At 69.1% G+C, this 24962-nt stretch carries 25 protein-coding genes; 16 read left to right on the top strand and 9 right to left on the bottom strand.

The window, feature by feature from the left end; translation table 11 throughout:
- From infB to pnp, 8 genes are all read left to right on the top strand, one after another.
- Positions 1-2593, top strand: a 2593-nt coding sequence (infB, locus tag ACE3T2_RS10175; RefSeq protein ID WP_374657017.1) for a translation initiation factor IF-2, incomplete at its 5' end; no start/stop codon positions are given.
- 74 nt (positions 2594-2667) lie between these two features.
- Positions 2668-3210: a lipocalin family protein gene (locus tag ACE3T2_RS10180; RefSeq protein ID WP_374657018.1), complete on the top strand. Its 543-nt coding sequence runs from the start codon at positions 2668-2670 to the stop codon at positions 3208-3210.
- Positions 3207-3719 carry a DUF2939 domain-containing protein gene (locus tag ACE3T2_RS10185; protein ID WP_374657019.1) on the top strand — a complete coding sequence of 171 codons (513 nt, stop codon included), beginning with the start codon at positions 3207-3209 and terminating at the stop codon, positions 3717-3719. Before ACE3T2_RS10180 ends, ACE3T2_RS10185 begins: the two co-directional genes overlap by 4 nt.
- Positions 3720-3757: 38 nt before the next feature.
- On the top strand, positions 3758-4555 hold the full coding sequence (locus ACE3T2_RS10190; protein WP_374657020.1) for a dienelactone hydrolase family protein: 798 nt from the start codon (positions 3758-3760) through the stop codon (positions 4553-4555).
- Positions 4556-4658: 103 nt separating this feature from the next.
- Entirely contained in the window at positions 4659-5096 is a 438-nt protein-coding gene (rbfA, locus tag ACE3T2_RS10195; protein ID WP_374657021.1) for a 30S ribosome-binding factor RbfA, read from the top strand.
- Entirely contained in the window at positions 5096-6040 is a 945-nt protein-coding gene (truB, locus tag ACE3T2_RS10200; protein ID WP_374657022.1) for a tRNA pseudouridine(55) synthase TruB, read from the top strand. Before rbfA ends, truB begins: the two co-directional genes overlap by 1 nt.
- A gap of 3 nt (positions 6041-6043) precedes the next feature.
- Positions 6044-6313, top strand: a complete 270-nt coding sequence (rpsO, locus tag ACE3T2_RS10205) for a 30S ribosomal protein S15 (RefSeq protein ID WP_374657023.1) — start codon at positions 6044-6046, stop codon at positions 6311-6313.
- 244 nt (positions 6314-6557) lie between these two features.
- The gene (gene pnp / locus ACE3T2_RS10210; protein WP_374657024.1) at positions 6558-8699 is read left to right on the top strand and encodes a polyribonucleotide nucleotidyltransferase; all 2142 of its coding nucleotides are present in this window, start codon (positions 6558-6560) and stop codon (positions 8697-8699) included.
- On the opposite strand, the gene ACE3T2_RS10215 is transcribed toward pnp, so the two are convergent.
- Positions 8696-9061: a low affinity iron permease family protein gene (locus ACE3T2_RS10215; protein WP_374657025.1), complete on the bottom strand. Its 366-nt coding sequence runs from the start codon at positions 9059-9061 to the stop codon at positions 8696-8698. The genes pnp and ACE3T2_RS10215 overlap by 4 nt on opposite strands.
- 64 nt (positions 9062-9125) lie before the next feature.
- On the opposite strand from ACE3T2_RS10215, the gene ACE3T2_RS10220 reads away from it, so the two are divergent.
- Positions 9126-9761 (top strand): SOS response-associated peptidase family protein, encoded by a 636-nt coding sequence (locus ACE3T2_RS10220; protein ID WP_374657026.1) that lies wholly within the window; start codon positions 9126-9128, stop codon positions 9759-9761.
- Here the strand turns inward: ACE3T2_RS10220 and ACE3T2_RS10225 are convergent.
- Together ACE3T2_RS10225 and ACE3T2_RS10230 are read right to left on the bottom strand one after the other, a co-directional pair.
- Positions 9758-12079: a PAS domain-containing protein gene (locus tag ACE3T2_RS10225; protein ID WP_374657027.1), complete on the bottom strand. Its 2322-nt coding sequence runs from the start codon at positions 12077-12079 to the stop codon at positions 9758-9760. The two genes, ACE3T2_RS10220 and ACE3T2_RS10225, sit on opposite strands and share 4 nt — an antisense overlap.
- A gap of 108 nt (positions 12080-12187) precedes the next feature.
- Entirely contained in the window at positions 12188-12970 is a 783-nt protein-coding gene (locus ACE3T2_RS10230) for an SDR family NAD(P)-dependent oxidoreductase (RefSeq protein WP_374535248.1), read from the bottom strand.
- Positions 12971-13025: 55 nt separating this feature from the next.
- Here ACE3T2_RS10230 and ACE3T2_RS10235 point away from each other — a divergent pair, with 55 nt between their 5' ends.
- Positions 13026-13454, top strand: coding sequence for a YkvA family protein (locus tag ACE3T2_RS10235; protein ID WP_374657028.1), 429 nt, complete (start codon positions 13026-13028; stop codon positions 13452-13454).
- On the opposite strand, the gene ACE3T2_RS10240 is transcribed toward ACE3T2_RS10235, so the two are convergent.
- From ACE3T2_RS10240 to ACE3T2_RS10255, 4 genes are all read right to left on the bottom strand, one after another.
- On the bottom strand, positions 13451-14323 hold the full coding sequence (locus tag ACE3T2_RS10240; protein WP_374657131.1) for a DMT family transporter: 873 nt from the start codon (positions 14321-14323) through the stop codon (positions 13451-13453). The genes ACE3T2_RS10235 and ACE3T2_RS10240 overlap by 4 nt on opposite strands.
- Before the next feature lie 46 nt (positions 14324-14369).
- Complete coding sequence (locus tag ACE3T2_RS10245; RefSeq protein WP_374657029.1) at positions 14370-15113, bottom strand: 2OG-Fe(II) oxygenase family protein; 744 nt, start codon at positions 15111-15113, stop codon at positions 14370-14372.
- The gene (locus tag ACE3T2_RS10250) at positions 15110-15961 is read right to left on the bottom strand and encodes an SDR family NAD(P)-dependent oxidoreductase (RefSeq protein WP_374657030.1); all 852 of its coding nucleotides are present in this window, start codon (positions 15959-15961) and stop codon (positions 15110-15112) included. The genes ACE3T2_RS10245 and ACE3T2_RS10250 overlap by 4 nt, the downstream gene beginning before the upstream one ends.
- Positions 15962-16130: 169 nt before the next feature.
- On the bottom strand, positions 16131-17132 hold the full coding sequence (locus ACE3T2_RS10255) for an NADPH:quinone oxidoreductase family protein (RefSeq protein WP_374657031.1): 1002 nt from the start codon (positions 17130-17132) through the stop codon (positions 16131-16133).
- Between the two features lie 238 nt (positions 17133-17370).
- Here ACE3T2_RS10255 and rlmN point away from each other — a divergent pair, with 238 nt between their 5' ends.
- The 3 genes from rlmN to ACE3T2_RS10270 all read left to right on the top strand — a co-directional run bounded on the left by rlmN (position 17371) and on the right by ACE3T2_RS10270 (position 19983).
- Complete coding sequence (rlmN, locus tag ACE3T2_RS10260) at positions 17371-18540, top strand: 23S rRNA (adenine(2503)-C(2))-methyltransferase RlmN (protein ID WP_374657032.1); 1170 nt, start codon at positions 17371-17373, stop codon at positions 18538-18540.
- A 167-nt stretch (positions 18541-18707) separates the two neighbouring features.
- Positions 18708-19136, top strand: a complete 429-nt coding sequence (locus ACE3T2_RS10265; RefSeq protein ID WP_374657033.1) for a DUF350 domain-containing protein — start codon at positions 18708-18710, stop codon at positions 19134-19136.
- Positions 19137-19149: 13 nt separating this feature from the next.
- Complete coding sequence (locus ACE3T2_RS10270) at positions 19150-19983, top strand: serine protease (RefSeq protein WP_374657034.1); 834 nt, start codon at positions 19150-19152, stop codon at positions 19981-19983.
- A 60-nt stretch (positions 19984-20043) separates the two neighbouring features.
- Here the strand turns inward: ACE3T2_RS10270 and ACE3T2_RS10275 are convergent, their stop codons facing one another.
- Complete coding sequence (locus tag ACE3T2_RS10275) at positions 20044-20409, bottom strand: LuxR C-terminal-related transcriptional regulator (protein WP_374657035.1); 366 nt, start codon at positions 20407-20409, stop codon at positions 20044-20046.
- 108 nt (positions 20410-20517) lie between these two features.
- Here ACE3T2_RS10275 and ACE3T2_RS10280 point away from each other — a divergent pair, with 108 nt between their 5' ends.
- From ACE3T2_RS10280 to ACE3T2_RS10290, 3 genes are all read left to right on the top strand, one after another.
- Complete coding sequence (locus ACE3T2_RS10280) at positions 20518-21627, top strand: sensor histidine kinase (RefSeq protein WP_374657036.1); 1110 nt, start codon at positions 20518-20520, stop codon at positions 21625-21627.
- On the top strand, positions 21624-22400 hold the full coding sequence (locus ACE3T2_RS10285) for a LytR/AlgR family response regulator transcription factor (RefSeq protein ID WP_374657037.1): 777 nt from the start codon (positions 21624-21626) through the stop codon (positions 22398-22400). Before ACE3T2_RS10280 ends, ACE3T2_RS10285 begins: the two co-directional genes overlap by 4 nt.
- Before the next feature lie 132 nt (positions 22401-22532).
- On the top strand, positions 22533-23159 hold the full coding sequence (locus ACE3T2_RS10290; RefSeq protein ID WP_374657038.1) for a PEPxxWA-CTERM sorting domain-containing protein: 627 nt from the start codon (positions 22533-22535) through the stop codon (positions 23157-23159).
- A gap of 78 nt (positions 23160-23237) precedes the next feature.
- Here ACE3T2_RS10290 and ACE3T2_RS10295 read toward each other — a convergent pair whose 3' ends face one another.
- Positions 23238-24947: an MFS transporter gene (locus tag ACE3T2_RS10295; protein WP_374657039.1), complete on the bottom strand. Its 1710-nt coding sequence runs from the start codon at positions 24945-24947 to the stop codon at positions 23238-23240.
- Positions 24948-24962: the final 15 nt, after the last annotated feature.

The raw sequence follows: 24962 nt of genomic DNA on the forward strand, positions 1-24962 counted from the left end.
CGCCGCGCCGACGCCCGCCCCGACCCCGGCGGCTCCGCCCCCCGCGCCTGCGCCGACCCCGGCCGCGCCGCGCGCCGAGACCGTGCGTTACGAAGCCCCGCGTCATGAGGCTCCGCGCCACGAGGGCCCGCGTCATGAGGGGCCGCGTCACGACCGCGCGCCGACCGCGCCGGGCCAGACCCGCACCTACGAGCCCTCGCGTGAGCGTCGCGACGACCGCCCGACCACCACCACCTATCGTCCGGACCGCGCCGAGCGCCCGGCCGGCGGCCGCTACGAAAACGTGAACTTCGGTCAGCGCGCCCCGCGCGCCGACGGCCCGCGTCCGCCCCGCGACGATCGCGGCCCGCGTCCGGATCGTCCGCAAGGCGACCGCCCGCAGGGCCAGCGTCCGCAAGGCGGCGACCGTCAGCGTCCCAGCGGCGAACCGGTCCGCTATTCGGCGCTCGCGCCGCGTCCGGCTCCTGGCCGTCCAGGCGACCGTCCCGGCGGCCCGCGCCCGCCGCGCGGCGCTGCGCCCAACGCGCCGCCCGCGACGCCCGAGATCCAGCGCGCCACTCGCCAGGCCCCGCGGCCCGGCGGCGAGAACCGCCGTCCGGACGAGGAAGACGATATCCGCCGCAAGAGCAATGCGGCGAGCAACGCCCCGAACAAGGCGATCAGCCGTGTGAAGGGCGCCGCCCAGCGCCGCGAAGGCCGCCTGACCATTCAGGCGGTGGCCGGTGACGACGAGGGCGCCGTCGAACGGATGCGTTCGCTGGCCTCGGTCCGCCGGGCGCGCGAGCGTGAGCGCGAAAAGCGCAAGGGCGGGGCCCAGGAACAGGCCCGCGCCGCCCGCGAAGTCGTCATTCCCGACGTCATCACCGTGGCGGAACTCGCCAACCGGATGGCCACCCGCGGCGTCGAGATCATCAAGTTCCTGATGCGTCAGGGCGTGATGCTGAAGATCAACGACGTCATCGACAACGACACCGCCGAACTGGTGGCCACGGAATTCGGCCACACCGTGAAGCGCGTCTCGGAGGCCGACGTCGAAGAAGGCTTCATCGGCGAGGAAGACACCGACGAGAACCTGGTCCCGCGTCCGCCGGTCGTGGCGGTCATGGGCCACGTCGACCACGGCAAGACCTCGCTGCTCGACGCGCTGCGCTCGGCCGATGTGGCCGGGGGCGAGCACGGCGGCATCACCCAGCACATCGGCGCCTATCAGGTGCGTCTGGCCAGCGGCCAGGCGGTGACCTTCCTCGACACTCCGGGCCACGCAGCGTTCTCGGCGATGCGCGCCCGCGGCGCCGATGTGACGGACATCGTGGTCCTGGTGGTGGCGGCCGACGACGGCGTCATGCCGCAGACCATCGAGGCCATCCAGCACGCCAAGGCGGCCGGGGCTCCGATCATCGTGGCCATCAACAAGATCGACAAGCCGGACGCCAATCCGCAGCGCGTGATCAACGAGCTGCTGCAGCACGAGATCGTCGTCGAAAGCCTGGGCGGCGACACCCAGGCGATCGAAGTCTCGGCGCTCAAGAAGGAAGGCCTCGAGAACCTGATCGAAGGCATCCTGCTGCAAGCCGAAGTGATGGACCTGCGGGCCAACCCGGACCGCACCGCGGACGGCACGGTCATCGAGGCCAAGCTCGACCGCGGTCGCGGCGCGGTCTCGACCGTGCTGGTCAAGCGCGGCACCCTCAAGCGCGGCGACATCGTCGTGGCCGGGGCCAATTTCGGCCGCGTCCGCGCCCTGCTCAACGAGCGCGACGAACAGCTCGACTCCGCCGGGCCGTCCGTTCCGGTCGAGATCCTCGGGCTGGACGGCACCCCGACCCCTGGCGAAGCCTTCGCCGTGGTCGAGAACGAGGCCCGCGCCCGCGAGCTGACCGAGTACCGGACCCGCCTGAAGCGTGAAAAGGCCGGCTCGCCGGTCGCCGCAGGCGTGACCATGGCCGACTTCATGGCCAAGCTTCAGGACAAGAAGATTTCGGAGCTGCCGGTCATCATCAAGGCGGACGTGCAGGGTTCGGCGGAAGCGATCGTCGGGTCGCTGGACAAGCTGGCCACCGACGAGGTCCGCGCGCGGATCATCCTGTCGGGCGCCGGCGCGATCAGCGAAAGCGACGTCATGCTGGCCAAGGGCTCTGGCGCGCCGATCATCGGCTTCAACGTCCGCGCCTCCAAGCAGGCCCAGACCCTGGCCGAGCGCGAAGGCGTCGAGATTCGCTACTACGCGATCATCTACGACCTGATCGATGACATCAAAGGCGTGCTCTCCGGCATGCTGGCGCCGGAACAACGCGAAACCTTCCTGGGCAACGCGCGCGTCCTGCAGGTGTTCGACATCACCAAGGTCGGCCGGGTGGCCGGTTGCCGGGTCACCGAGGGCGTGGTGCGCCGCGGCGCCCGCGTGCGGATCATCCGCGACGACATCGTCGTCCTCGAACTCGGTACGCTCAAGACGCTCAAGCGCTTCAAGGACGAGGTGGTGGAAGTCACCTCCGGCATGGAGTGCGGGATGTTCTTCGAGGGCTTCCAGGACATCAAGGAAGGCGACGTCATCGAGTGCTTCAACCTCGAAGAGGTCAAGCGCAGCCTTTAAGGCGCCGCGATCCTGTAAGATCGTTCCAGGGCCCCGGGAGACCGGGGCCCTTCTTCGTTCCGGGAGCCTTGCCGATGCGCGTCCTTCCGATCGTCGCCGCCTGCCTCGTCATCGCCGCCTGCGCCGGCGGGCCGGTCGGCAACGACGACGTGCCCGAGCCCGCCAAGGCGGTGGACCTGCAGCGCTACAAGGGGCTCTGGTACGAATATGCGCGCTACGAGAACGGCTTCGAGAAGGACTGCGAGGCGGTGACGGCGGAGTATGCGCTCCGCCCGGACGGCAAGGTCGGCGTTCTCAACAGCTGTCGGCAGTCGTCGGTTCGCGGGCCGCTGAAGTCCTCCAACGGCGTCGCCGTCCCGGCCGGCGACAGGCTGGGCGCGAAGTTCAAGGTCAGCTTCTTCGGCCCCGCAATCCTGACCAACTACTGGGTGCTCGATAGGGCGGACGACTACAGCTGGGCGATCGTCGGCGAAGGCTCGGGGCGCTTCCTGTGGTTGCTCACCCGCCAGCCGCGGCCGCCGGAGGCCGAGCGCCTGCACATCCTCGCCCGGGTCGAACAGCTGGGCTACGACACCGACCTGCTTCGCTACACCCAACATCCAGGAACCGGCCCATGAAGAGACTGATCCCCTTGGCGGCCGCGGTCCTGGCCTTGACCGGCTGCGCCACCGCCCAGCGGTACGATGCGGCCAACGACGTCCACGCCCTGCTGGTCTCGATCCGCGATGACGACCAGGCGGCGTTCGAAGCTCACATCGACCGGCCTGCGCTCAAGCGCCAGATCGAGGCGAGGATGATGGGCGAGGCGCGCAAGGCCGGGGCGAACGACGGCCTGGCCGCGCTGGGCGCGATACTGGCGCCGGCCCTGGCCGACGTCGCCGGCGACGCCTTGCTGCGGCCGCGCGTATTCCGCTCGGTCGCCGCCTATTACGGCTACGACGCCGCCACGCCGCTGCCCAACGCCCTGGTCATCGGCAGCCAGCTCAAGGCGGTTTCGGACGGCCAGGTTTGCGCCACCCGCAAGAAGGACGGCCCCTGCCTGCTGACCTTCACCCAGGACGCAGGGACCTGGCGGCTCTCGGGCTTCGAGGGCGATCTTTCGATGCTGCGCACCAAGTCCCGATAGGCGTAAGCTCCCGCCAAACGCTGTTACGGGAGGGAGCGATGGGGTACGAAGCGGCTCTGGCCGACTACGAGAAGTTCGCGTTCGACGACGGCCGCTGGACGCGCAACGTCTACAAGCGCGGCTCGGGGCCCGCGGTCATCGTCATCCACGAGATGCCGGGCCTGCACCCGCTGGTGATCCGCTTCGCCGACCGGATCGCGCAGGCCGGCATGACCGCCTATTGCCCGCACCTGTTCGGGGAGCCGGGCCGCCCGGCCGACCATCCGCTGGGAGCGCTGACCATGCTGGGCGGCATCTGCATCCGGCGCGAGTTCAACGTTTGGGCCGCCGACAGGTCGAGCCCCATCGTCGATTGGCTGAAGGCCCTCTCGCGCAAGGCGCACGAGGAGTGCGGCGGCAAGGGCGTCGGCGCAGTGGGCATGTGTTTCACCGGCGGCTTCGCCCTGTCGATGATGACCGAACCCTCGGTCGTGGCCCCTGTGCTGTCCCAGCCGTCCCTGCCGCTCGGCGCCAGCAAGCCCGAGCGCGCGGCCGGCATCGGCGCCTCCAAGGCCGAGATCGCCTGCGCCCGCAAGCGGTTCGACGAGGAGCAGCTGTCGATGATCGGCCTTCGGTTCTTCGGCGATCCCTTTGTGCCCGACGCGCGCTTCGACACCTACCGTCGCGAGTTCGGCGACAAGTTCGAGGCCATCGAGATCGACCCCAAGCACGCCCGGCCCGGCGGGCTCAAGCACCCGCACTCGGTGCTGACGGTGAACCTGGCCGAGGACGGGCCCACGAAAGACGCCGAACAGCGGGTCCTGGCCTTCTTCCGGGAGCGAACCGGGGCGGGCTGAGCGCGCTTGCCGGTGGACTTCCGCCGGATCACGCTCTAGAAGCCCGCCCTTCCCCTGAGCCGCCGCGTCCGACCCGCGCGCCAGGTCGTATGAGGCAAGTTCAATGAAACGCACGACGTCCAAGGGCCACGCCGCCGCGGCCGGCCCGACCCAACGCCAGCTTCGCGCCGGCGAACTGATGCGCCACGCACTGGTGGAGATCCTCCGCGAGGAGGATTTCGACGACCCCGACCTCGCCGGCGTCTCGGTGACGGTGACCGAGGTGCGGATGAGTCCCGACCTGAAGCACGCGGTCTGCTTCGTCGAACCGCTCGGCGGCGAGCATGCGCCCGAAGTGGTCAAGGGATTGAACCGGCACGCGAAATTCCTCCGCGGCCGGCTGGGCCGGGCGATCGACATGAAGTTCACGCCGGACCTGAAGTTCCTGCACGACGAGAGCTTCGACGAGGCCGAGCGGATCGGCCGCCTGTTCGACGATCCAAAGGTGCGCCAGGACCTGACCCCGCAGCCGCCTTCCGACTCCTGGAAGGACGAGGACTGATGGCGCGCCGCAAGAAGGGCGAGGCGGTTTCGGGCTGGATCAATCTCGACAAGCCCTACGACTTCGGGTCCACCCAGGCGGTCGGCAAGGTCCGTTGGATCTTCAACGCCCAGAAGGCCGGCCACGCCGGCACGCTCGACCCGCTCGCCACCGGCGTCCTGCCGATCGCGCTGGGCGAGGCGACCAAGACCGTGTCGTTCCTGATGGACGCCGATAAGGCCTACCGCTTCACCATCGAGTGGGGCCGCACCACGGCCAGTTTCGACCGCGAGGGCGCCACGACCGCGACTTCCGACGTGCGCCCGACGCGCGAACAGGTCGAGGCCGTGCTGCCGGACTTCGTCGGCGACATTCAGCAGGTGCCGCCGGCCTTTTCGGCCATCAAGGTGGATGGCGAGCGCGCCTACGACCTGGCCCGCGCCGGCGAAACGGTGGAGCTGAAACCCCGCGAGGTTTCGATCTACGCCGCCCGGGTGGTCGACGCGCCCGACCCCGATCACATCGAGATCGAGGTGGAGTGCGGAAAGGGCACCTATGTACGCGCCATCGTGCGCGACATCGCCGAAAAGCTGGGGGCTTGCGCGCATGTCAGCGCCCTGCGGCGGACCCGCGTCGGGCCGTTCGGCGAGGATTCGGCGATAACGCTGGAATTGTTGGAAGATTTGGGCCATAAGGCCCGCTGCTTGGAGGCATTGCTTCCGGTCGAGACCGCCCTGGACGACATCCCGGAGTTGGCCGTGACCGCCGAAGACGCTTTCAAGCTGAAGCAGGGACGGCCGATCGTTCTCGTTCCCCGACAGGTCGAAGCGCTGAAGGCCCGGCTAACCCCCGGGGCCAGAACCGTTTCAGCCATGGCGGACGGGGTGATGGTGGCGCTCTGCGAGATGCGCGCGGGCAAGCTCGAGCCCTCGCGGGTCTTTCACTTGGAAAAGAGCGGAGACTAACCGATGTCGATTACTCTCGAGCGCAAAGCTGAGCTCATCAAGACCCACGGCCGTTCGGCCGGTGACACCGGAAGCGCCGAAGTGCAGGTGGCGATCTACTCTGAGCGGATCGCGAACCTGACCGAGCACTTCAAGACCCACAAGAAAGACAACCACTCGCGTCGCGGCCTGCTGAAGCTGGTCTCCGCGCGTCGTTCGTTGCTCGATCACCTGAAGAAGTCCGATGAGGGCCGCTACCAGGCTCTGATCGAAAAGCTGGGCCTGCGCCGCTAGGACCGAGAGGTCAGCCCCCGGGAAACCGGGGGCTTTGCGTATCAGGCTGTCGTTATAGCGTCGCTCGTTCCGTAACAGGCCGGAACGGCAAAGCGGCGATCCGGACGGCCCTTGTGGGGCGTCCGCTACACGCCGAGGGTTCCACAGAAATCCTCACCCGCCTGTTTGTCTGGAGAGGATTTCGGAAGTCCGACGCCCTGTCCGCCCCCGTTGGGAATACGCCCGCGGGATAGAAAGAAGCAAAATGTTCGATATCAAACGCAAGACCATCGAGTGGGGCGGCAAGACGCTGACCCTCGAAACCGGCCGCATGGCCCGCCAGGCCGACGGTTCGGTCCTGGCCACTTACGGCGAGACCATGGTGCTGGCCACCGCCGTCTACGCCAAGAGCGCCAAGCCGGGTCAGGACTTCTTCCCCCTGACCGTCAACTATCAGGAAAAATTCTACGCCGCGGGCAAGATCCCCGGCTCCTTCCCCCGTCGCGAAGGCGCGCCGAGCCAGAAGGAAACCCTCACCTCGCGCCTGATCGACCGTCCGATCCGCCCGCTGTTCGTCAAGGGCTTCAAGAACGAAGTCCAGGTCGTCACCACCGTGCTGGCGCATGACCTCGAGAACGATCCGGACATCGTCGCCATGGTCGCCGCCTCGGCCGCCCTGGTGATCTCGGGCGCTCCGTTCATGGGCCCGATCGGCGCCGCGCGCGTCGGCTACATCAACGGCGAGTACGTCCTGAACCCGACGCTCGACGAGATGAAGGAATCGGCCATGGACCTGGTCGTCGCTTCGACCAGCGACGCGGTCATGATGGTCGAGTCCGAGATCCAGGAGCTCAGCGAAGACGAGGTCCTGAAGGGCGTCATGTTCGCCCACAACGGCATTCAGCCGGTGATCGACGCGATCATCGAGCTGGCCGAACACTCGGCCAAGGAACCCTTCGAGTTCACCCCGGACGACACCGACGCCATCAAGGCCGAAGTGAAGAAGCTGATCGGCAAGGACCTGGCCGCGGCCTACAAGATCGTCGCCAAGGGTCCGCGCCACGATGCGGTCTCGGCCGCCAAGGCCAAGGCGACCGAGAAGTTCGCCAAGTCCGATGAGAACCCGGCTGGCGTCGACGCTTCCAAGCTGGGCGGCGTGTTCAAGGAACTGGAAGCCGACGTCGTTCGTCGCAACATTCTGGACACCGGCATCCGCATCGACGGCCGCACCGTCGACAAGGTCCGCCAGATCGTTTCGGAAGTCGGCGTGCTGCCGCGCGCGCACGGTTCTGCCCTGTTCACCCGTGGCGAGACCCAGGCCCTGGTGGTCGCCACCCTGGGCACCGGCGACGACGAGCAGCTGATCGACGCGCTGGAAGGCAAGTACTACGAGAAGTTCATGCTGCACTATAACTTCCCGCCGTTCTCGGTCGGGGAGACGGGCCGCATGGGCGCTCCGGGCCGCCGCGAAGTCGGCCATGGCAAACTGGCCTGGCGCGCGATCCGCCCGATGCTGCCGAAGAACGAGGACTTCCCCTACACGATCCGCCTGGTCTCCGAGATCCTGGAGTCCAACGGCTCGTCGTCGATGGCCTCGGTCTGCGGCTCCTCGCTGGCCCTGATGGACGCCGGCGTCCCGCTGAAGAAGCCGGTCTCCGGCATCGCCATGGGTCTGATTCTGGAATCGGACGGCTTCGCGGTCCTGTCGGACATCCTGGGTGACGAAGATCACCTGGGCGACATGGACTTCAAGGTCGCCGGCACCGAAGACGGCATCACCTCGCTGCAGATGGACATCAAGATCGCCGGCATCACCGAAGCGATCATGAAGCAGGCGCTGGCTCAGGCGAAGGATGGCCGCAAGCACATCCTGGGCGAAATGGCCAAGGCGATGGAAGCCCCGCGCGCCGAGCTGGGCGAGTTCGCGCCGAAGATCGAGACCATGAAGATCGCGGTCGACAAGATCCGCGAAGTCATCGGCTCGGGCGGCAAGGTGATCCGCGAGATCGTCGAGAAGACCGGCGCGAAGGTCGACATCGCCGACGACGGCACCATCAAGATCGCCGCCGCCGAGCAGGCCAAGATCGATGCGGCCCGTGAGTGGATTAAGTCGATCGCCTCGGAACCGGAAATCGGCGCCATCTACACCGGCAAGGTCGTGAAGATCGTCGATTTCGGCGCCTTCGTGAACTTCTTCGGCGCCAAGGACGGCCTGGTTCACGTCTCGCAGATCTCCAACGAGCGCGTCGCCAAGGTTTCGGACGTGCTGCAGGAAGGTCAGGCCGTGAAGGTCAAGCTCCTGGGCTTCGACGATCGCGGCAAGACCCGCCTCTCGATGAAGGTCGTCGACCAGGAGACCGGCGAAGACCTGTCCAAGAAGGAAGAGGCGCCGGCCGAAGAGGCCTAAGCCCCTTCATCCTTGACGTTCTTGACGAGGGCGGTCGCGGCGACGCGGCCGCCCTTCGTTTTTCTGCGCACCGCCTCGATCTCTTCGGTGGGGCGCTCTTCGACTGCGGCCAGCTCGTTGCGCGCCCCCTCGGTCGCTACGATCAGCTCGTCCAGCTTGGCCTGCAGGGCGGCGGTGTCGCGTCGGGCGTTGCGCTCGATGACGACCGCCATGGCCAGGGTGATCAAGGTGGCGACCCCGTGCCAGTCGAGCGTCTCGCGCTCGAACACCGCCCAGGCCGCTACGAAGGCGACCATCGCCAACAGGGCTCCGGGATGGGAGAAGAGCCGGCCGGCGGCGTCGAGGGCGCGATGCAGCGTCATGGCCGTTAAACGGCCGGCGCCGGATGGGCGTTGCACCCGCCCGGCCGCGGGTTAGGCTCGGCCCATGTGCAATGAATTCCAGCGCAACAAGCAGCTCAAGGACGCGATCGAAGAGTTCGACCGCCGGGGTCTGGCGCTGTTCAAGTGGCGGGACGGCCTGGTGTCGAACATGGACGCCCAGCCCTCGGTCCGCATCCGCGACAGCGCCTTCGTGGTGCGGCTGGCCGGCGGGGCGCTGGAAGGGTCGATGACGACCTGGGCGTGGCCCGGCCCCCGCGGCGCGCCGGTGTTCAACTTCCGCTCGGAGGGGCGCGACTTCTCGCGCAGCGACCGCGTGCTGGTCCTGGCCGACGGCTTCTTTGAATACACGGCTCCCAAGTCGGCGGGTGTGAAGCTGAAGGACCGCCATCTGTTCACCATGGCGGGCGAGACCTGGTTCTGGATCGCCGGGATCGTCAAGGAGGGCTGCTTCTCGCTGCTGACCACGGCGCCAGGGCCCGACATCGCGCCCTATCACGACCGCCAGATCGTCACGTTTGCGCCGGAGGCCGGTCTGGACTGGCTGACCCTGTCACGGCCCGAGGCCGATCTCCTGCGGCCCGCCCCTGCCGGCCGCCTCGTCGCCCGCACCTTGCGACGCGACGGGATCGAGGCGGGATCGACGCTTCCGCTCTGGGGCGGCGTCGGCGGCGAGCCCTAGACCGCCGTTTCCCGGCTTCGCTCCAGCGCCTCGCGGACGGCCAGGCCCAGCTGTTCGGCGCGGAACGGCTTGCGCAGCAGCGGCCAGGCCAGATCATCGGCCCCCTGTGACAGCCGCTCGCCGGCGTAGCCGGTGGTCAGCACGATCGGCAGGCGGGCGTCCCGCGCCTGGGCGGCGTGCGCCAGTTCGACCCCGCTCATGCCGCCCGGCATGACGATGTCCGAGATCAGCAGGTCGTAGCGCTCGCCCGCGCGCAGGCGGTCCAGCGCGCTCGGCCCGTCCGCCGCGCCCTCGACCTCGCAGCCGAAGTCGGTCAGCAGGCTCTCCGTGACGGCCCGCACCGCCGCGTCGTCCTCGACCAGCAGCACCCGCGCGCCCTTGCCCCAGGCGTGCGGCTCGCCTGGATGGGCCGGCGCTTCCACGGGCGCTTCCAGCGCAGCGGCCGGCAGGAACAGCCGCACCGTGGTGCCGAAGCCCACCGAGGACTCGATCGTCACCGCCCCGCCGACCTGTTTGACGAAGCCATAGACCTGGGCCAGGCCCAGGCCCGTGCCCTTGCCGATATCCTTGGTGGTGAAGAAGGGCTCGAACGCGTGCTCCAGGGTCGAGGCGCTCATGCCGGCGCCGTTGTCGGAGACGCTGACCACCACATAGGCGCCGGCGGCCGCCCCTGGGGTCTCGCCCTCGGTCAGCACCTGTCGCTCGACCGCGATCTCGATATCGCCGTGGCCCTGCGGCGCGGCGTCGGCGGCGTTGACCACCAGGTTCAGCAGCGCCGCCTCGAACTGGGCCGAGTCCAGGCGGCTCGCGCCCACCGGCTCTGGGCAGCGCACGGTCAGGCTGATGGCCTCGCCGACCGCGCGGCGCACCAGCGGCTCGACCTGCTCGATCAGGGCCTGAACGTCCACCGCCTCCAGCTTCAGCTCCTGGCGGCGGGAGAAGGCGAGCAACTGGCGGGTCAGGCGCTCGCCGCGCCGCCCGGCGCCCAGCGCCGCCTCGGCCAGCCGCACCACCCGCGCGGTGTCTTTCGGATTGGCCAGGATCATGTCCAGCCCGCCGATGACCACGGTCAGCAGGTTGTTGAAGTCGTGGGCGACCCCGCCGGTCAGCCGGCCCACTGTCTCCAGCCGGTGGGCCTGGGCCAGGGCGGCCTCGGCCTCAATGCGCCGCGCGATGCTGCGCTCCAACTCCTGGGTCCGCTCGGCGACCCGCGCTTCCAGGCTGGTTCGGGCCTCGACGATTTCGGTGATGTCGCTGCAGGTGCCGAACCAGCGGCGCACGCGCCCATTGCGGCCGTAGATCGCGGTCGCCCGCGCCTGCACCCAGCGCCAGGCGCCGTCGTTGCGCCGCAGCCGGTATTCGACGTGATAGGGCAGGCCGCCGCTCACCGCCTGGCGCCAGCTCTCGGCCGCGGCGTCCCGGTCTTCCGGATGCACCGCCGCCAGCCAGGCCTCGCCGAAATGCGTCTCGGGCGGCTCGCCGGTGAAGGCGATCCACTGCGGGCTAAGATAATCGACCGTCCCATCCGCCCGGGTCGACCAGATCAGCTGGGGCAGGCTGTCGACCAGCGCTCGGACGCGCGCTTCGCCGGCCCGCAGCGCGTTCGCCGACATCCGTTCCAGCGTCACGTCCCGAAAGGTCACCGCCAGCCCCTCGGGCACCGGAACCGCGCTGGAGCGGAAATAGCGCGGCTGGCCGTCGATCACGCGGCGCACTTCCACGTCGTCGGCCTCACCCCTGCGGAACACCTCGGCAAGGCGTGCGAACATCAGCTCGGCGTGCTCGGCCGGCAGTGACTGGTGGATGGTGTAGCCGGTCAGGCCGGGCGAACTGGCCGGGGCCATCTGCGCGGCCGCCGGGTTGGAATAGGCGCAGCGGAAGTCGACCAGCCGCCCGTTCCGGCGCACCGGCTCGAGGATGACGAAGCCGTCCAGGGCGTGCTCCTGGAAGATCTTGAACCGCGCCTCGGCCTGCGCGCCGCGCAGCACGGCGATGCGGATCGCCCGCCCGACCAGCACGGTGGCCGCGGCGGTGACGACGAAGACGGCGCTATAGATCTCCCAGGCCTGGGTCTGCCACAGGGCGGCGACCAGCGCGGCGCTGACCACGGTGGCCAGCATGCCGCCCCGCGCGCCTGTCAGCAGGCTGGCGAACAGCACCGCCGGATAGAAGGTCATGTAGTTGGGCGGGGGATCGACGAACTGCCCGACGACGACGCGAAGGCCCGCCGCCACGGCGACGGAGCCCAGCACGGCCGCTGCGGCGATGATCGGGCGCTCGATGGCGGTGACGAACCGCTGCGCCCACGATCCCATCATGGCGCGTCAGACCCCCCACGAAAACGGTGGGACTACGGAACGCCTAAAAGGTCGCGAGGTAAAGCGCGACGAGGGGGCCGCGGCCTGCGCGACCCCCGGGCTTGCGCTTTAGCGCGGCGCCATGCGGATTGCGCCGTCGAGGCGCACGTCTTCGCCGTTGAAGTAGCCGTTGGTGATCATCTGCAGCGCCAGCGACGCATAGTCCTCGGCGTTGCCGAGGCGCTTGGGGAACGGCACCGAGGCGGCCAGGGCTTCCTTCACCTGCGGCGGGGCGGCGTTCATCAGCGGGGTGTTGAAGATCCCCGGCAGGATGGTGTTCACGCGAATGCCGTCCCCGGCCAGATCGCGGGCGATCGGCAGGGTCATGCCGACCACGCCGCCCTTGGAGGCCGAATAGGCCGCCTGGCCCATCTGGCCGTCCTCAGCCGCGACCGAGGCGGTGTTGACGATGGCGCCGCGCTCGCCGTCTTCCAGCGGCGGAAGGTCCAGCATGCCCTTCGCCGACTTGGCGATGCAGCGGAAGGTGCCGACCAGGTTGATCTGGATGATCAGGTTGAAGGCGTCGAGCGGGAAGTGCTTGGCTTCGCCGGTCTGCTTGTCGCGGCTGGCGGTCTTGATGGCGTTGCCGGTGCCGGCGCAGTTGACCAGGATGCGCTCCTGGCCGTGGGCGGCGCGGGCCTTGGCGAAGGCCGCGTCCACTTCCTCTTCCGAGGTCACGTTGACCTTGCAGAAGACGCCGCCGACTTCCTTGGCCACGGCCTCGCCCTTGGCTTCGTTCATGTCGAAGATGGCGCACTTCACGCCTTGCGCGGCCAGGGCGCGGACCGTGGCCTCGCCGAGGCCGGAGGCGCCGCCGGTGACGACAGCGGCGATGGAGGAATCGAGTTTCATGGACGCTTGGCTCCCGTTCACGTCTAATGGGTCTTGTTGGTCAAGGCTTAGCCCGATGAGCGCGAACTCAAAAGCGTCACCCCGCGTCAACGCTGAGGCTTTCGATGCGAAGGCGCAGCTGGACCCCTCGCGGGCGATGGTTCCGGCGGTCGCCCGGGTGAACGAACGTCGCGTCGCGCGCGGCTTCTGGCCGAAGATTCGGCGCACCGCCGCGAAGATCCCGTTCGCCAGCGATGCGCTCTCGGTCTGGTTCTGCGCCAAGGATCCGGAGACGCCTGCCCAGGCCAAGGCGCTGATGATGGCGGGGCTGGCCTATTTCGTCTTGCCGGTCGACGCCATTCCCGACGTGCTGGCCGGAATCGGCTTCACCGACGATGCGGCGGTGTTCGCCGCCATGCTGGCGATTGTCGGCCGCCACCTGAAGCCCCGCCACAAGCAGGACGCCCGGCAGGTGCTGGACCGGATGGCGCGCGAAGAGGACTAGCCCGCGGCTTCGTCGCCGACCGTGGCCGTCTTGGCGGCCTTGGCGAGCTGGGCTTCGCGCCAGGTGATGAACAGGGTCGAGCCGACGACCACCCCGGCGCCGGCCACTGTCCAGCCGTTGGGGATCTCGTGGAACAGGGTCAGGCCGACGATCACCGTGAAGACCAGCCGGGTGTAGTCGATCGGCGCCATGGCGGCCGCGTCGCCGATGGCCATGCCCTTGATGTAGCAGCCCTGGGTCACGGTCCCCAGCACCCCCATGGCGCCCAGCAGCACCAGGTCGATGGGTTCAGGCCAGCGCCAGGCCAGGAAGGCGCCAGGCAGGGCCATGACCAGGCCCAGCGTCGCGGCCCAGACCAGCAGCACGGTGGGCGAGTGATCTTTGGTCATCACCTTCATGCCGGTGATGGTCAGGGCGAACAGGAAGGACGAGGCCAGCATGGCCAGGGCCGGCCAGCCGATGGCGAACTCGCCCCCGACCCCCGGCCGCAGCATGATCAGCACGCCGACGAAGCCGACCACCGCCGCGCCGATCCGCAGGGGGCCGACCGTCTCGCGCACCACCAGGGCGGCCAGCGGCACCAGCCACAGGGTGCGGGTGAAGGACAGGGCGTTGGCGTCGGCCAGCGGCATCTTCTGGAAGGCGTAGAACGACAGGATCATCCCCAGCGTGCCGGCCGCCGAGCGGAAGATCAGGATGCCCGGCCTCGTCGTCGCAAAGGCCGCGCCGCGGCGGCGGATGATGATCGGCAGGAGCACGATGAAGCCGGCCAGCTGGCGATAGAAGGTCTGCAGCGAGGCGGAATAATCGTCGCCCAGGAACTTGATCAGGGTGGTCATGGCCGTGAACGCCAGGGCCGAGGCGACCATCCACAGCGCACCTTCGACATTGTGGTCCAGGGGCGGTCGGGCGGGCTTAGGGTCTGCGTTCACGTATCCAGCCGGTGATCGAGAGGCGGGGGCCGGCGGCGAAGCTGGCGACCTGGGTCACCGCGTGCACCTGCGGCACGCGGAAGATGTTGAGGGCGTTGAAGGTCGGCGTATAGGCCTCGGCCACGTGGCCGTCCGCGTCATGGAACGCCAGCAGTCCGCCCCAGTCGGCGCGCCAGGCGGGCGTGAAGTTCATCACATACGCAAAGAGTCGGTTCTTGCCTTCCACATCGTCGTCGTGGGCGGTCAGGAAGTCGCCGGGGCGATAGCGCGTCGCCTGGGCGTCGACATAGGCGGCGCGGGAGTCGCCGGTCAGGGCGCGGATGAAGGCCAGGAACGGCGCACTGTTGAGCAGGTCGTAGACGGCTTCGATCGGGGCCAGCGGCCCGCCCTTGCGCTGGCCGCCCTCGACGACGTCCGACAGCCGCCAGGCGTCGAACTGGTACTGGAAGCCGCTCTTGCCGCCCTCGACGAGAGCCGTGTCGAGCGCCGCGCGCTTGTCGGCGGGCATGGCCGCGAGGACGTCGAGCGGGAAGTCGTAGCTCTTGCCGCCGACATGCATCGACTTGTGCCAGGGGACAGCGCCGGCCAGGGCCGCACCGACGAGTTGAGCGTCGGCAGCGGTGAGGACGCCAGGCAGGTGCAGGCGGCCGTGGCGGGCGAACGTCTCGGCCAGGCGCGCAGGCTCGAGGCCGGTCGCCAGGTAGAGCTCGCCCGCCGGCTGGCTCAAGGCTGGACCGGCGCCAGGTCGCCCAGGATGGTGGCGAACGGCGAGATCATGTTGGCGTCCCAAGAATGGCGCCCGCCGACGGTGATGCCGCCGTCGACCACGATGTGCGTGCCTGAGACGAAGGCCGCCGCGTCGGAAGCCAGGTACAGCGCCGCCTGGGCGATGTCCTCCGGCATGCCGGCCTTCGGCACCGGCTGGGCGCCCGCCGCGTTGTCGGCGACCCGCGCGGCCATCTGGTCGGCCATCTCGCGCGGCAGGCCGAACGAGGCGCCGAAGATCGAGGTGGCGATCAGGCCCGGGCAGATGGCGTTGACGCGGATTTTCTGCGGCGAGAGCTGGGCGGCGGCGACGCGGCTCATGTGGATCACGCCGGCCTTGGCGGTCGAATAGGCGATGGGTCCAAAGCCCGCTTGCAGGCCGGCGATCGAGGCGGTGTTGACGATCGAGCCGCCGCCGCGCTCCAGCATCAGCGGCACGGCGTGCTTCATGCCCAGCGCCGGGCCGCGCACCAGGATGTCGAATATCCAGCTCCAGCCGTCGGCGGTGATCTCGCCGATCGAGGTCATGCGGTCCGAAATGCCGGCGTTGTTGAACAGGATGTCCAGGCCGCCGAACTCGGTCTTGGCCTTTTGCAGCATCGCCTCGATCTCGGCTTCGCTGGTTACGTCGCAGTGGGCGTAGACGACCTTGCCGGGGAAGCGCTTCTCCAGCATCGCGCCCTTTTCGTCCTGGATGTCGGCGGCCACGACCTGCGCGCCCTCGGCGACGAACAGTTCGACCGTTCCCAGCCCGATCCCCGAAACCCCGCCGGTGATCACCGCCACCTTGCCGTCCAGACGCCCCGCCATGTTTCGCTCCCTGCGAGTTATATGATCAGCGATAACTAACGTTCGGCTCACGCGGCGTCGAGACGCGTTTCGACAAACACCAAAACCACACCGACGCCTAGTCCCGCGCGCAGCAAAACGCCCGGCGGCATAAGCGACCGGGCGTCTGTGTTCGTGTCTGGCTCGCCGATCAGTCGACGGTGACGACGACCTTGCCCATGGCCTTGCGGCTGCCCAGGTGGGCGATAGCGTCAGCGCCGCGCTCCAGCGGGAAGCGCTCGGAGACGTGCGGCTTCACCTTGCCCTGGGCGTAGAGCTCCAGCAGCTCGTCGATGCTCTTGGAGAAGGCCTCGGGATTGCGCGCGGCCCAGTTGCCCCAGAACACGCCGACGATCTGGCAGCCTTTCAGCAGCGCCAGGTTCAGCGGGATCTTCGGGATGTCGCCGGCCGCGAAGCCGACCACCAGGTAGCGGCCTTCCCAGGCGATCGAGCGCAGCGCCGGCTCGGCGTAGTCGCCGCCGATGGCGTCGTAGATCACGTCGAAACCATGCTCGCCGCCGGCCTCCTTGAACAGCGCCGCCAGGGCCTTCTGGCCATCGCGGTCGAACGGGCCGCGGCCATAGACCACGCCGGCGTCGGCGCCGTGCTTGATGGCTAGGTCGACCTTCTCCTGGCTGGAGCAGGCGGCCACGACCCGCGCGCCCATCGCCTTGCCCAGCTCGACGGCCGCCAGGCCGACGCCGCCGGCCGCGCCCAGCACCAGCAGGGTCTCGCCGGCCTTGAGGTCGGCGCGGTCCTTCAGCGAGTGCCAGCTGGTGCCGTAGGTGAGGATGAAGGCCGCGGCGATGTCATGCGGCATCGACTCCGGGATGTGCCAGAGGCGGTTGGCCGGCAGCAGCACCTCCTCGGCCATGCCGCCCGAGCCGGTGTTGGCCAGGATGCGGTCGCCGACCTTCACATTGGTCACGCCTTCGCCCACGGCCTTGACCACGCCCGACAGCTCGCCGCCCGGCGAGAACGGGCGCGGCGGCTTGGCCTGGTACTTGTCCTCGATCATCAGCACGTCGGGGAAGTTCACCCCCACCGCCTTGACCGCGACCACCGCGTGGCCGGGCTTGGCCTCCGGCGCGGGAATGTCCTCGACCACCAGGGTTTCCGGCCCGCCGACAACCTTGCTGAGCACCGCCTTCATGTCGCTCTCCCGCGTCTGTAATGGATTTGGCGCGGACGCTAACGCAGGGGAGGGGCCGGCGAAAGGGGCGTTTCGAACATTTGTTTGATCGGTTCAGTCCCACGCCGGGGTCCATTTGCGTCCTTCTACCGCAAGGGGAGAAGGAACAGCACGGTCCGCTGTAAAGGCCGCACCCCGTCCATTTTGAATAAACGCCGCTCTGCCCTATATTCGTGGGCTTCCAGACAGCGAGCATCCCTTGGGCGTCACCCTTGATCTTTCGCGCGGCCCGGCCGCGCCAGCCGTCGTGAAGCCGAACCTTTCGGGCCTCACCCGCAAAGGCCTGGCCGGGGCCCTCGTGGCCGCCGAGGTCGTGCGCCCGGACAAGGCCAAGATGCGCGCCAGCCAGCTCTGGCGCTGGATCCACCACTATGGCGTCACCGACTTCGCGGCCATGACCGACGTCGCCAAGGAAACCCGCGCGGCGTTGGCCGAGGCTTTCAGCCTCGACCGCCCCGAGGTGGTCGAGCGGCAGGTCTCCAAGGATGGCACCCGCAAGTGGCTGATTCGCATGGCCCCGGGCATCGAGGTCGAGACCGTCTACATCCCCGACGTCGGCCGCTCGGGGGCGCTCTGCGTCTCCAGCCAGGTCGGCTGCACGCTGAACTGCACCTTCTGCCATACCGGCACCCAGGCGCTGGTGCGCAACCTGACCGCCGCCGAGATCGTCGCCCAGGTGCAGGTGGCCCGCGACGATCTGGCCGAATGGCCCTCGCCCAAGGAAGACCGCCGGCTCTCGAACATCGTCTTCATGGGCATGGGCGAGCCGCTCTACAATCTCGACAACGTCGCTGACGCCATCGACATCATCGCCGACGGCGAGGGCATCGCCATTTCGCGCCGGCGCATCACCGTCTCGACCTCCGGCGTCGTGCCCGAGCTCAAGGCCCTGGGCGAGCGCACCCAGGCCATGCTGGCCATCTCGCTGCACGCCACCAACGATGATCTGCGCGACGTGCTGGTGCCGCTGAACAAGAAGTACGACATCGCCACGCTGATGGAGGGGATCAGGAATTATCCCGGCCTCTCCAATACCCGCCGCGTGACGTTCGAGTACGTGATGCTCAAGGACGTCAACGACAGCCCGGCCGAGGCCAAGGCCCTGGTCAAGCTGCTCAAGGGCATCCCGGCCAAGATCAACCTGATCCCGTTCAATCCCTGGCCTGGCACGAACTACGGCTGCTCGGACTGGGGCGCCATCGAGAGCTTCGCGGCGATCCTCAATCGCGCCGGCTACGCCTCGCCGATCCGCACCCCCCGCGGCCGCGACATCCTCGCCGCCTGCGGTCAGCTGAAGAGCGAGAGCGAGAAGCTGCGGGCCAGCGCCCGGCGCAAGCAGGCGGCCGAAACCGGCGAGGCCATTGCCTAGGCCGCCGCCGCCCGGCTAACCATTCGGCCCAGAGCCCTTAGCTTTGGGTGGTGACACCCAAAGCGTGAAAAGGGCTCTAGTCTAAAAGTCGGGAGCGTGACGGCCGCCGAAAGCGGCTTCCACTTTCGGCTATCACGCTCCAGTACTTTTTCACCGACGGGACGCCCATGCCGCCAGAGCTGCAGTCGCCGGAGATCCAGGCCTTCGCCAACGGCTTCCCGATCGCCCTCATGCATATCGGCGTGACGGTGGCGATCCTGTTCGCCGGGGTGCTGATCTACATCCTGCTGACGCCGCATCGCGAGATCGCCCTGATCCGCGAGGGCAACTCCGCTGCGGCGCTGTCGCTGGGCGGGGTTCTGGTGGGCCTGGCCATCCCGCTCTCGGCCTCGCTGGCCGGCTCGACCTCGGCGCTGGAGATCGGCATGTGGGGCGCGGCCTGCGTGGCTCTCCAGCTATTGGTCTTCCGGCTGGTCGATCTGCTCTTGCGCGGCCTGCCGCAGCGGATCGCCGAGGGCGAGGTCGCGGCCGCCGCCCTGCTGGTCGGCGCCAAGCTCGCCACCGCCCTGATCATCGCCTCGGCCATGGCCGGCTGACGGCCGGGAGCCGATGCATTTCCCCAAGCTCCCCGACTGGCTGGTCTATGCGGCGGTGGTGCTGGCGCTGCTGATCGCCGCCGTGGGTCGGCAGGAGCGTGCCGACGCACCGCCCCCGCCGCCGCCGGTCGCGGGCGGCGAGGGCCTGCCGCTCGGACCCGCCTCGCCCTTCGATCCCCAGGTAGTGGTCGACGTGCCGGGCAAGGCGGAGCCTGGCGTCGGCACCGCGTTTTCGGTTTCGGACAGCGGCGTGTGGGTGACGGCGCGCCACGTGGTGGACGGCTGCACCCAGACCGCCATCGTCGTGGCCGAGGGCCGCGGGGTCGAAGCCACCGTGCATATCGACCCGCGTGGCGAGGCGGCCGTGTTGGTCACCGAGGGCGGCGCCCCGCCGTTGCCGCTGGGCCTCGACCAGACCTTGCGTCGCGGCGACCGCGCCTTCCATCCGGGCTTCCCCCAGGGCGAGCCGGGGGAGGCGACCTCGCGCCTGCTGGGCCGCGAGAACCTGGAGGTGCGCGGCCGCGGCGCGCGCACCGAGTCCGTCTTGGTCTGGGCCGAAACCGGCCGTACGGACGGGCTTAAGGGCACGCTGGCCGGGCTGTCGGGTTCGCCGGTGCTTGACCGCGCCGGCCGGGTGATCGGGGTGACGGTCGCCGAAAGCCCGCGCCGCGGTCGCATCTACACCGCCGCGCCCGAGACCGTGCTCGGCGCGCTCGCCGCCACTCACCAGCGGGCCGATAAGTTCGCGGTCGGCGAGCCGATCACCACCGACAACTACGGTCGCGTCGCCGACACCCTGCGCCGCGACCTGCGCGTCGCGCAGGTGATCTGCATGAAGACGTCCTAGGCCCTCCCTCGTCGGCCCGTACCGGTACACCGCGGAAGATGACAGCTATGGCGCAGGCGGCTATCGGCTCGGAGAGGCGGGCGTATGCGTCCTGGCCAGCGCAGCCTTGGCGGCCTGGCGCGTAGGCACGTCCAGGGCGCGGAGGATCTGCGAGATGTGGTTCCGGACGGTGAAGTGCGAAATCGCCAGCCGGCGGGCGATCTCCTTGTTCGACATGTCGCCGAGCAGCAGCGGCAGGATCGCCGCCTGGCGCTCGGTCAGCCGCGGCGGGGGCGGCGGCTCGCAGTCGTCCGGCAGGCGCATCCGGCGCAGCGCGCCCGGGGGCAGGATTTTGCGCAGCTTGGCCAGCGTGGCCGCATCGTCGGGATCGAGGACGGCGACGAGCGCCACGCTGGCGTCGGTGCGGACGGGGGAGGCGAGCGACATGATACGGAAACCTAGCGCCTGGCCGGGTCGGCCTTCATCCTGCGATCCTCCCGGCCGTTGCGAGGCGGCGATGAACCGCAGAGGTTTTCGACGAATGGCGATGACGCGATGACGAGCGTTCCGGCGCCGGGTCTTTCCTGGATGGACGAGGCGAGGCCCGCGGATCGGACGTTCCGGCGTCCGACCCTCGTCGCGACCCTGCGGCTGAGCGCGATCTTCTGGCCGGTGATGTTCGCCGGAGACTGCGTCCTCGCCGTGTTGATGCACGCCGATCTCCTCGAAATGATCGGGTCCAAGCTGGCCCTCTACGGGCTGTCGGCCATGATCACGCTCGGCATGTCGCTGCTGCTGTTTCGTGCGCGGAGGCTGTCGTTCATCCAGAAGGCGGCGGCCTGCACCGGCTTGGCGGTCGTCGGCGCGCCGCTGTTTGCGCTGATCGACCTCGCCATGGGCGTCATCTGCCTCTATCCGAAACCGTTCCCCTTCGACCCCGTGAATTTCGGCTACGCGCTGATCTACGGCGGCGCGATCTTCCTGGCGTGGTCGAGCCTGTTCGTGGCGATGCTCTACAGTTTCGAGGTGGTCGACCGCGAGCGGCGCCTGGCGGCCGCGCGCGAAGAGGCTCTGGCCGCGCAGATGCGGGCGTTGCGCTACCAGGTGAACCCGCACTTCCTGTTCAACACGCTCAACTCCATCGGCGCCCTGATCGAGGAGGGAGCCGGCGTGAGGGCCGAGCGGATGGTGCTGTCGCTGTCCACCTTCCTGCGCGCCAGCCTGGCCCTGGACCCGATGCAGGACGTGCCCCTCGCGCAGGAATTGGCGCTGCAGGCGGAGTATCTGGATATCGAGCGCGAACGCTTCAGTGACCGGATGTCGGTGAAGATCGACGTGCCCGAGGCGGTGCGCGATGCGCTGGTGCCCAGCCTGATCCTGCAGCCGCTCGTCGAGAATGCGGTGAAGCACGGGGTGGGCGCGACGGCCGGTCCGGTGGAGATCGTGCTCCGGGCCCGGCGCAAGGCCGAGCGGCTCAGCATTTCGATTGAGAATGACATATGGGCCCATGACGGACGGCCGGCTCGGCCCGGGGCGGGCATCGGTCAACGCAATGTCGCCGAACGGGTGCGTGCGCGCTTCCAGGGGGAGGGGCGGTTCGACGCCGGGCGCATTACGCCGACCCGCTATTGCGCGTCGCTGGAGTTGCCCTTGAGGTTCGCATGAGCGGCCTGTCGGTGCTGGTGGTCGACGACGAACCCCTGGCGCGGCGGCGCATCCTGCGGCTGCTGGCCAAGGAGGAAGGGCTGGGCCGGATCGAGGTTGCGGGCGACCTGGCGGAAGCTTGCCGGGCGGCCGACGTGCTGCGCCCCGACATCGTGCTGCTGGACATCCAGATTCCGGGCGGCGACGGCTTCCAGCTGCTCGATCAGATCGCGCAGACGCCCGCCGCGGTGGTGTTTGTGACCGCCTTCGATCACCACGCCTTGCGGGCGTTCGAGGCCAATGCGGCCGACTATGTGACCAAGCCCATCGAGCCTGGACGCTTCCGGGCGGCGATGGCGCGGGCGCGGCGGCTGGCCGGCCTTCAGGCGCGCGACGAGCGGATCGCCGAGCTTCAGGAGACGGTGACGGCGCTGCGCGGCGCGCTGGGCGAGCAGTCGCGCGCGCCGGTGGATTTCTGGGTCAGGGCGCGCGGCGAGCACCTTCGGGTCGGCGCGGGCGACATCGTGCGGTTTCAGGCGGAGCGCGACTATGTCCGGATCCACGTGGCCGGCGCGAACTACCTCTATCGGGAGAGCCTCGCCTCGCTGGAGCGGCGTTTGGACGCCGAAGCCTTCGTGCGGATCCACCGTGGGGCGATCGTGCGCCGCGGGGCGATCGTGAAGGTGCGGCCAGGGCCCTTCGCGGCGCTGGTGGCGGTGCTGTCGGACGGGAGCGAAGTCAGGGTCGGCCGCACCTACGAGTCCCAGATGCGCGCCCTTGTGGGGCGGACCTGAGCCCGCCGCCGGCGGTGTACCGGTACGCCGCCGCGGCTCGGTGAAGCTTAGCGGGCCGTTAGAATGAAGCCATCTGTCGTAACTGGCGGTCGCCTGCATCCGAGGAGCGGCGCCGCCGAACCGGAGGGGTTCATGTCCAAGTTGCTTACCGGCCTTTCGCTGTCCCTGGCCGTCGGGGCCTTCGCCTTTGGGGCCGGCGCGCCTGCGTCCGCCGCCGTCCTGCTCTCGGAGCCGGGGGTTTCTCAGTTCCGGCCCTCGCCGGGCTCATACAGCTATTTCTTCGACGCCACGGAGGAAGGCGCCGGCACGATCAGCTTCGGTCTCGTGGGACGCGGCACGATCGACGGCCAAGGCGCCGTCTGCGGGGCCAATCTCTGCGACGACACCTTCACCCTGATCCTGAACGGCAATGACCTGTTTCAGGGTCGCTTTCGCATGGGGGGCGAAGGCGTCGATCTGGTGCTTTTCGCACCGAACGGCGCTGCGGTGTCCGCGACCTCGGGCGCGCTCGGCGAAGGGGGGACCGCCTCGCTCTCCCTGCCCGCGATCTTCCGCCAAGGCCAGAACTCCCTGACCTTCGTCTATACCGGGATCGACCAGGGGATGGATGACGAAGCGTGGGCCATTTCCAATCTGCTGGTGCGCGACAACATGGCGGTGGTGCCCGAGCCTGCGACCTGGGCGATGATGATCACCGGGTTCGGCCTGGCGGGCGCGGCGCTGCGCCGTCGATCGGCCCGGCTCGGTCAGTTGGCCTGACCCCGGGTCGAAACGGGCCGACCCGGCGGTGAGGGAGACGCCGCTGCGCGCGCTCCCTCCGTCGGCGTCAGCGCCTCTTCAGATTTCTTTCGGCTGGGGATTCAGCCGCGCCACGGCGAAGGCCAGGGCGATACCGATCAGGCCGATCAGCGCCGAATAGATGAAGAAGGTCACATAGCCGGCGCCCAGGGCCGCGGCGCTGACCCCCGACTTCTCGACCGCGCTGGCGAACGTCTCCGCCGGCAGGTTCGCGAACAGCGGCTTGAAGGCGGCGAAGGCGCCGCCGGCGTCGGCCGCCGCGGCCGCGCCCTCGACGATCCTCCCGGACTGCGAGGCGATCAGCTTGCCCAGCAGGGCGTAGAGCGAGGAGAAGAGCGCGTACTGCGTCGCCGTGAAGCCCTGGCCGGTCAGGCTGGACATGTAGGCGATCAGGCAGGTGCCGGAAAATCCGGACGCCACGTTGTCGACCCCGATGGCGACGCTGAGCGCCCAGAGCTGCGGCCCCTGCGTCGCCAGCCAGGCGAAGACCAGGTTCGAGGTCGGCCCGGCGAAGGCGCCCGCCACCATCGACTTCATCAAGCCGAAGCGGGCGATGCAAAAGCCGCCCAGGCCGACGCCCAGCACCGACATCACCGCGCCAAGCACCTTGCGCACCTCGGCGATCTCGAGCTTGGAGAAGCCCATGTCGAGATAGAACGGGTTCATGATGTTGAGCACGAAGTCGCTCAGCCGATAGACGCAGATCAGCGCCAGGATCAGCCCCGCCGCCTGGCCGTAGCGGGCGAAGAAATTGGCCAGCGGCGCGCCGAGCGCGACGCTCAGATAGCGACCCGGCCGGGTCTGCAGGCCCGGCGCAGGGCGGGCGGCGAAATAGATCACCAGCGCGCCCAGCACCACGCCGCCGACCTGGGCCGCCGCGCCCCAGGGCTTGGCCTCCCACAGCGCCTTGACCTGTTCGCCCGCGCCGCCCAGTCCCAGCGCCGACAGCCCGCTCGACAGCAGGGTCGCGTTGCCCGCCAGGCCCGAGCCGAGCACGAGCGCGCCCAACACGAAAAGCGCCAGGCGCACGATCCACTCGACCAGGTCGCGGCCCGGGGCGGCGGGAATGTCGCCGGTGTCGATGGCGCGGATCTCGTGCTGGGCCTCGCGCGGCGCGCCCAGTACGCCCAAGACGCCGATCAGCATCAGCACCGCCATGATGGCGTAGGAGGTGTTCCAGCCGGCGTATTCCGACAGGGCCAGCGGCAGCACCCCGGCCACGATCATGGCGATGCGGTAGCCCCACTGATAGGCCGCGGCCATCGCGCCCTGCTTCTCCGTCACCGCCGCCTCGATCCGCCAGGCGTCGATGACGATGTCCTGGGTGGCCGAGACGAAGCCGACGAACACCGCGAACAGGGCCATCAGCCCGAGCCCCCGCGCCGGATCGCCCCCGGCGATGGCCCACAGCCCGACGACGATCAGCGCCTGGCAGACCAGCATCCACGAGCGCCGATGGCCCAGCCATTTGGTCAGCAGGGGAATCTTGGCGCGGTCGACCAGCGGCGCCCACAGGAACTTCAGCGAATAGGCCAGGGTCGCCAGGCCGAAGAACGCGATCACCTCCAGCGACAGGCCCGCATCCCGCAGCCACGCCGACAGCGTGTCGAAGATCAGCAGGTTCGGCAGGCCCGAGGCGAAGCCCAGAGCGAGCATGACCAGCGAGCGGCGCTCCAGATAGACCGCCAGGGCGGCCAGCGTTCCAGGCTTCTTGGCGGCCGGCTCGGAAGCCTGGCTCTCGGTGGTCATCGTGGCGGTCCCCTC

The sequence above is a fragment of the Phenylobacterium sp. genome (assembly GCF_041919955.1).
Classification (GTDB): domain Bacteria; phylum Pseudomonadota; class Alphaproteobacteria; order Caulobacterales; family Caulobacteraceae; genus Phenylobacterium.

What these genes read in the sequence shown, in the direction of transcription:
- ACE3T2_RS10180 (WP_374657018.1), top strand. Translation starts at nt 2,668, where the DNA reads ATGCGCGTCCTTCCGATCGTCGCCGCCTGCCTCGTCATCGCCGCCTGC.
- ACE3T2_RS10185 (WP_374657019.1), top strand. Translation starts at nt 3,207, where the DNA reads ATGAAGAGACTGATCCCCTTGGCGGCCGCGGTCCTGGCCTTGACCGGC.
- ACE3T2_RS10190 (WP_374657020.1), top strand. Translation starts at nt 3,758, where the DNA reads ATGGGGTACGAAGCGGCTCTGGCCGACTACGAGAAGTTCGCGTTCGAC.
- rbfA (WP_374657021.1), top strand. Translation starts at nt 4,659, where the DNA reads ATGAAACGCACGACGTCCAAGGGCCACGCCGCCGCGGCCGGCCCGACC.
- truB (WP_374657022.1), top strand. Translation starts at nt 5,096, where the DNA reads ATGGCGCGCCGCAAGAAGGGCGAGGCGGTTTCGGGCTGGATCAATCTC.
- rpsO (WP_374657023.1), top strand. Translation starts at nt 6,044, where the DNA reads ATGTCGATTACTCTCGAGCGCAAAGCTGAGCTCATCAAGACCCACGGC.
- pnp (WP_374657024.1), top strand. Translation starts at nt 6,558, where the DNA reads ATGTTCGATATCAAACGCAAGACCATCGAGTGGGGCGGCAAGACGCTG.
- ACE3T2_RS10215 (WP_374657025.1), bottom strand. Translation starts at nt 9,061, where the DNA reads ATGACGCTGCATCGCGCCCTCGACGCCGCCGGCCGGCTCTTCTCCCAT.
- ACE3T2_RS10220 (WP_374657026.1), top strand. Translation starts at nt 9,126, where the DNA reads ATGTGCAATGAATTCCAGCGCAACAAGCAGCTCAAGGACGCGATCGAA.
- ACE3T2_RS10225 (WP_374657027.1), bottom strand. Translation starts at nt 12,079, where the DNA reads ATGATGGGATCGTGGGCGCAGCGGTTCGTCACCGCCATCGAGCGCCCG.
- ACE3T2_RS10230 (WP_374535248.1), bottom strand. Translation starts at nt 12,970, where the DNA reads ATGAAACTCGATTCCTCCATCGCCGCTGTCGTCACCGGCGGCGCCTCC.
- ACE3T2_RS10235 (WP_374657028.1), top strand. Translation starts at nt 13,026, where the DNA reads ATGAGCGCGAACTCAAAAGCGTCACCCCGCGTCAACGCTGAGGCTTTC.
- ACE3T2_RS10240 (WP_374657131.1), bottom strand. Translation starts at nt 14,323, where the DNA reads ATGGTCGCCTCGGCCCTGGCGTTCACGGCCATGACCACCCTGATCAAG.
- ACE3T2_RS10250 (WP_374657030.1), bottom strand. Translation starts at nt 15,961, where the DNA reads ATGGCGGGGCGTCTGGACGGCAAGGTGGCGGTGATCACCGGCGGGGTT.
- ACE3T2_RS10255 (WP_374657031.1), bottom strand. Translation starts at nt 17,132, where the DNA reads ATGAAGGCGGTGCTCAGCAAGGTTGTCGGCGGGCCGGAAACCCTGGTG.
- ACE3T2_RS10265 (WP_374657033.1), top strand. Translation starts at nt 18,708, where the DNA reads ATGCCGCCAGAGCTGCAGTCGCCGGAGATCCAGGCCTTCGCCAACGGC.
- ACE3T2_RS10270 (WP_374657034.1), top strand. Translation starts at nt 19,150, where the DNA reads ATGCATTTCCCCAAGCTCCCCGACTGGCTGGTCTATGCGGCGGTGGTG.
- ACE3T2_RS10275 (WP_374657035.1), bottom strand. Translation starts at nt 20,409, where the DNA reads ATGTCGCTCGCCTCCCCCGTCCGCACCGACGCCAGCGTGGCGCTCGTC.
- ACE3T2_RS10280 (WP_374657036.1), top strand. Translation starts at nt 20,518, where the DNA reads ATGACGAGCGTTCCGGCGCCGGGTCTTTCCTGGATGGACGAGGCGAGG.
- ACE3T2_RS10285 (WP_374657037.1), top strand. Translation starts at nt 21,624, where the DNA reads ATGAGCGGCCTGTCGGTGCTGGTGGTCGACGACGAACCCCTGGCGCGG.
- ACE3T2_RS10290 (WP_374657038.1), top strand. Translation starts at nt 22,533, where the DNA reads ATGTCCAAGTTGCTTACCGGCCTTTCGCTGTCCCTGGCCGTCGGGGCC.
- ACE3T2_RS10295 (WP_374657039.1), bottom strand. Translation starts at nt 24,947, where the DNA reads ATGACCACCGAGAGCCAGGCTTCCGAGCCGGCCGCCAAGAAGCCTGGA.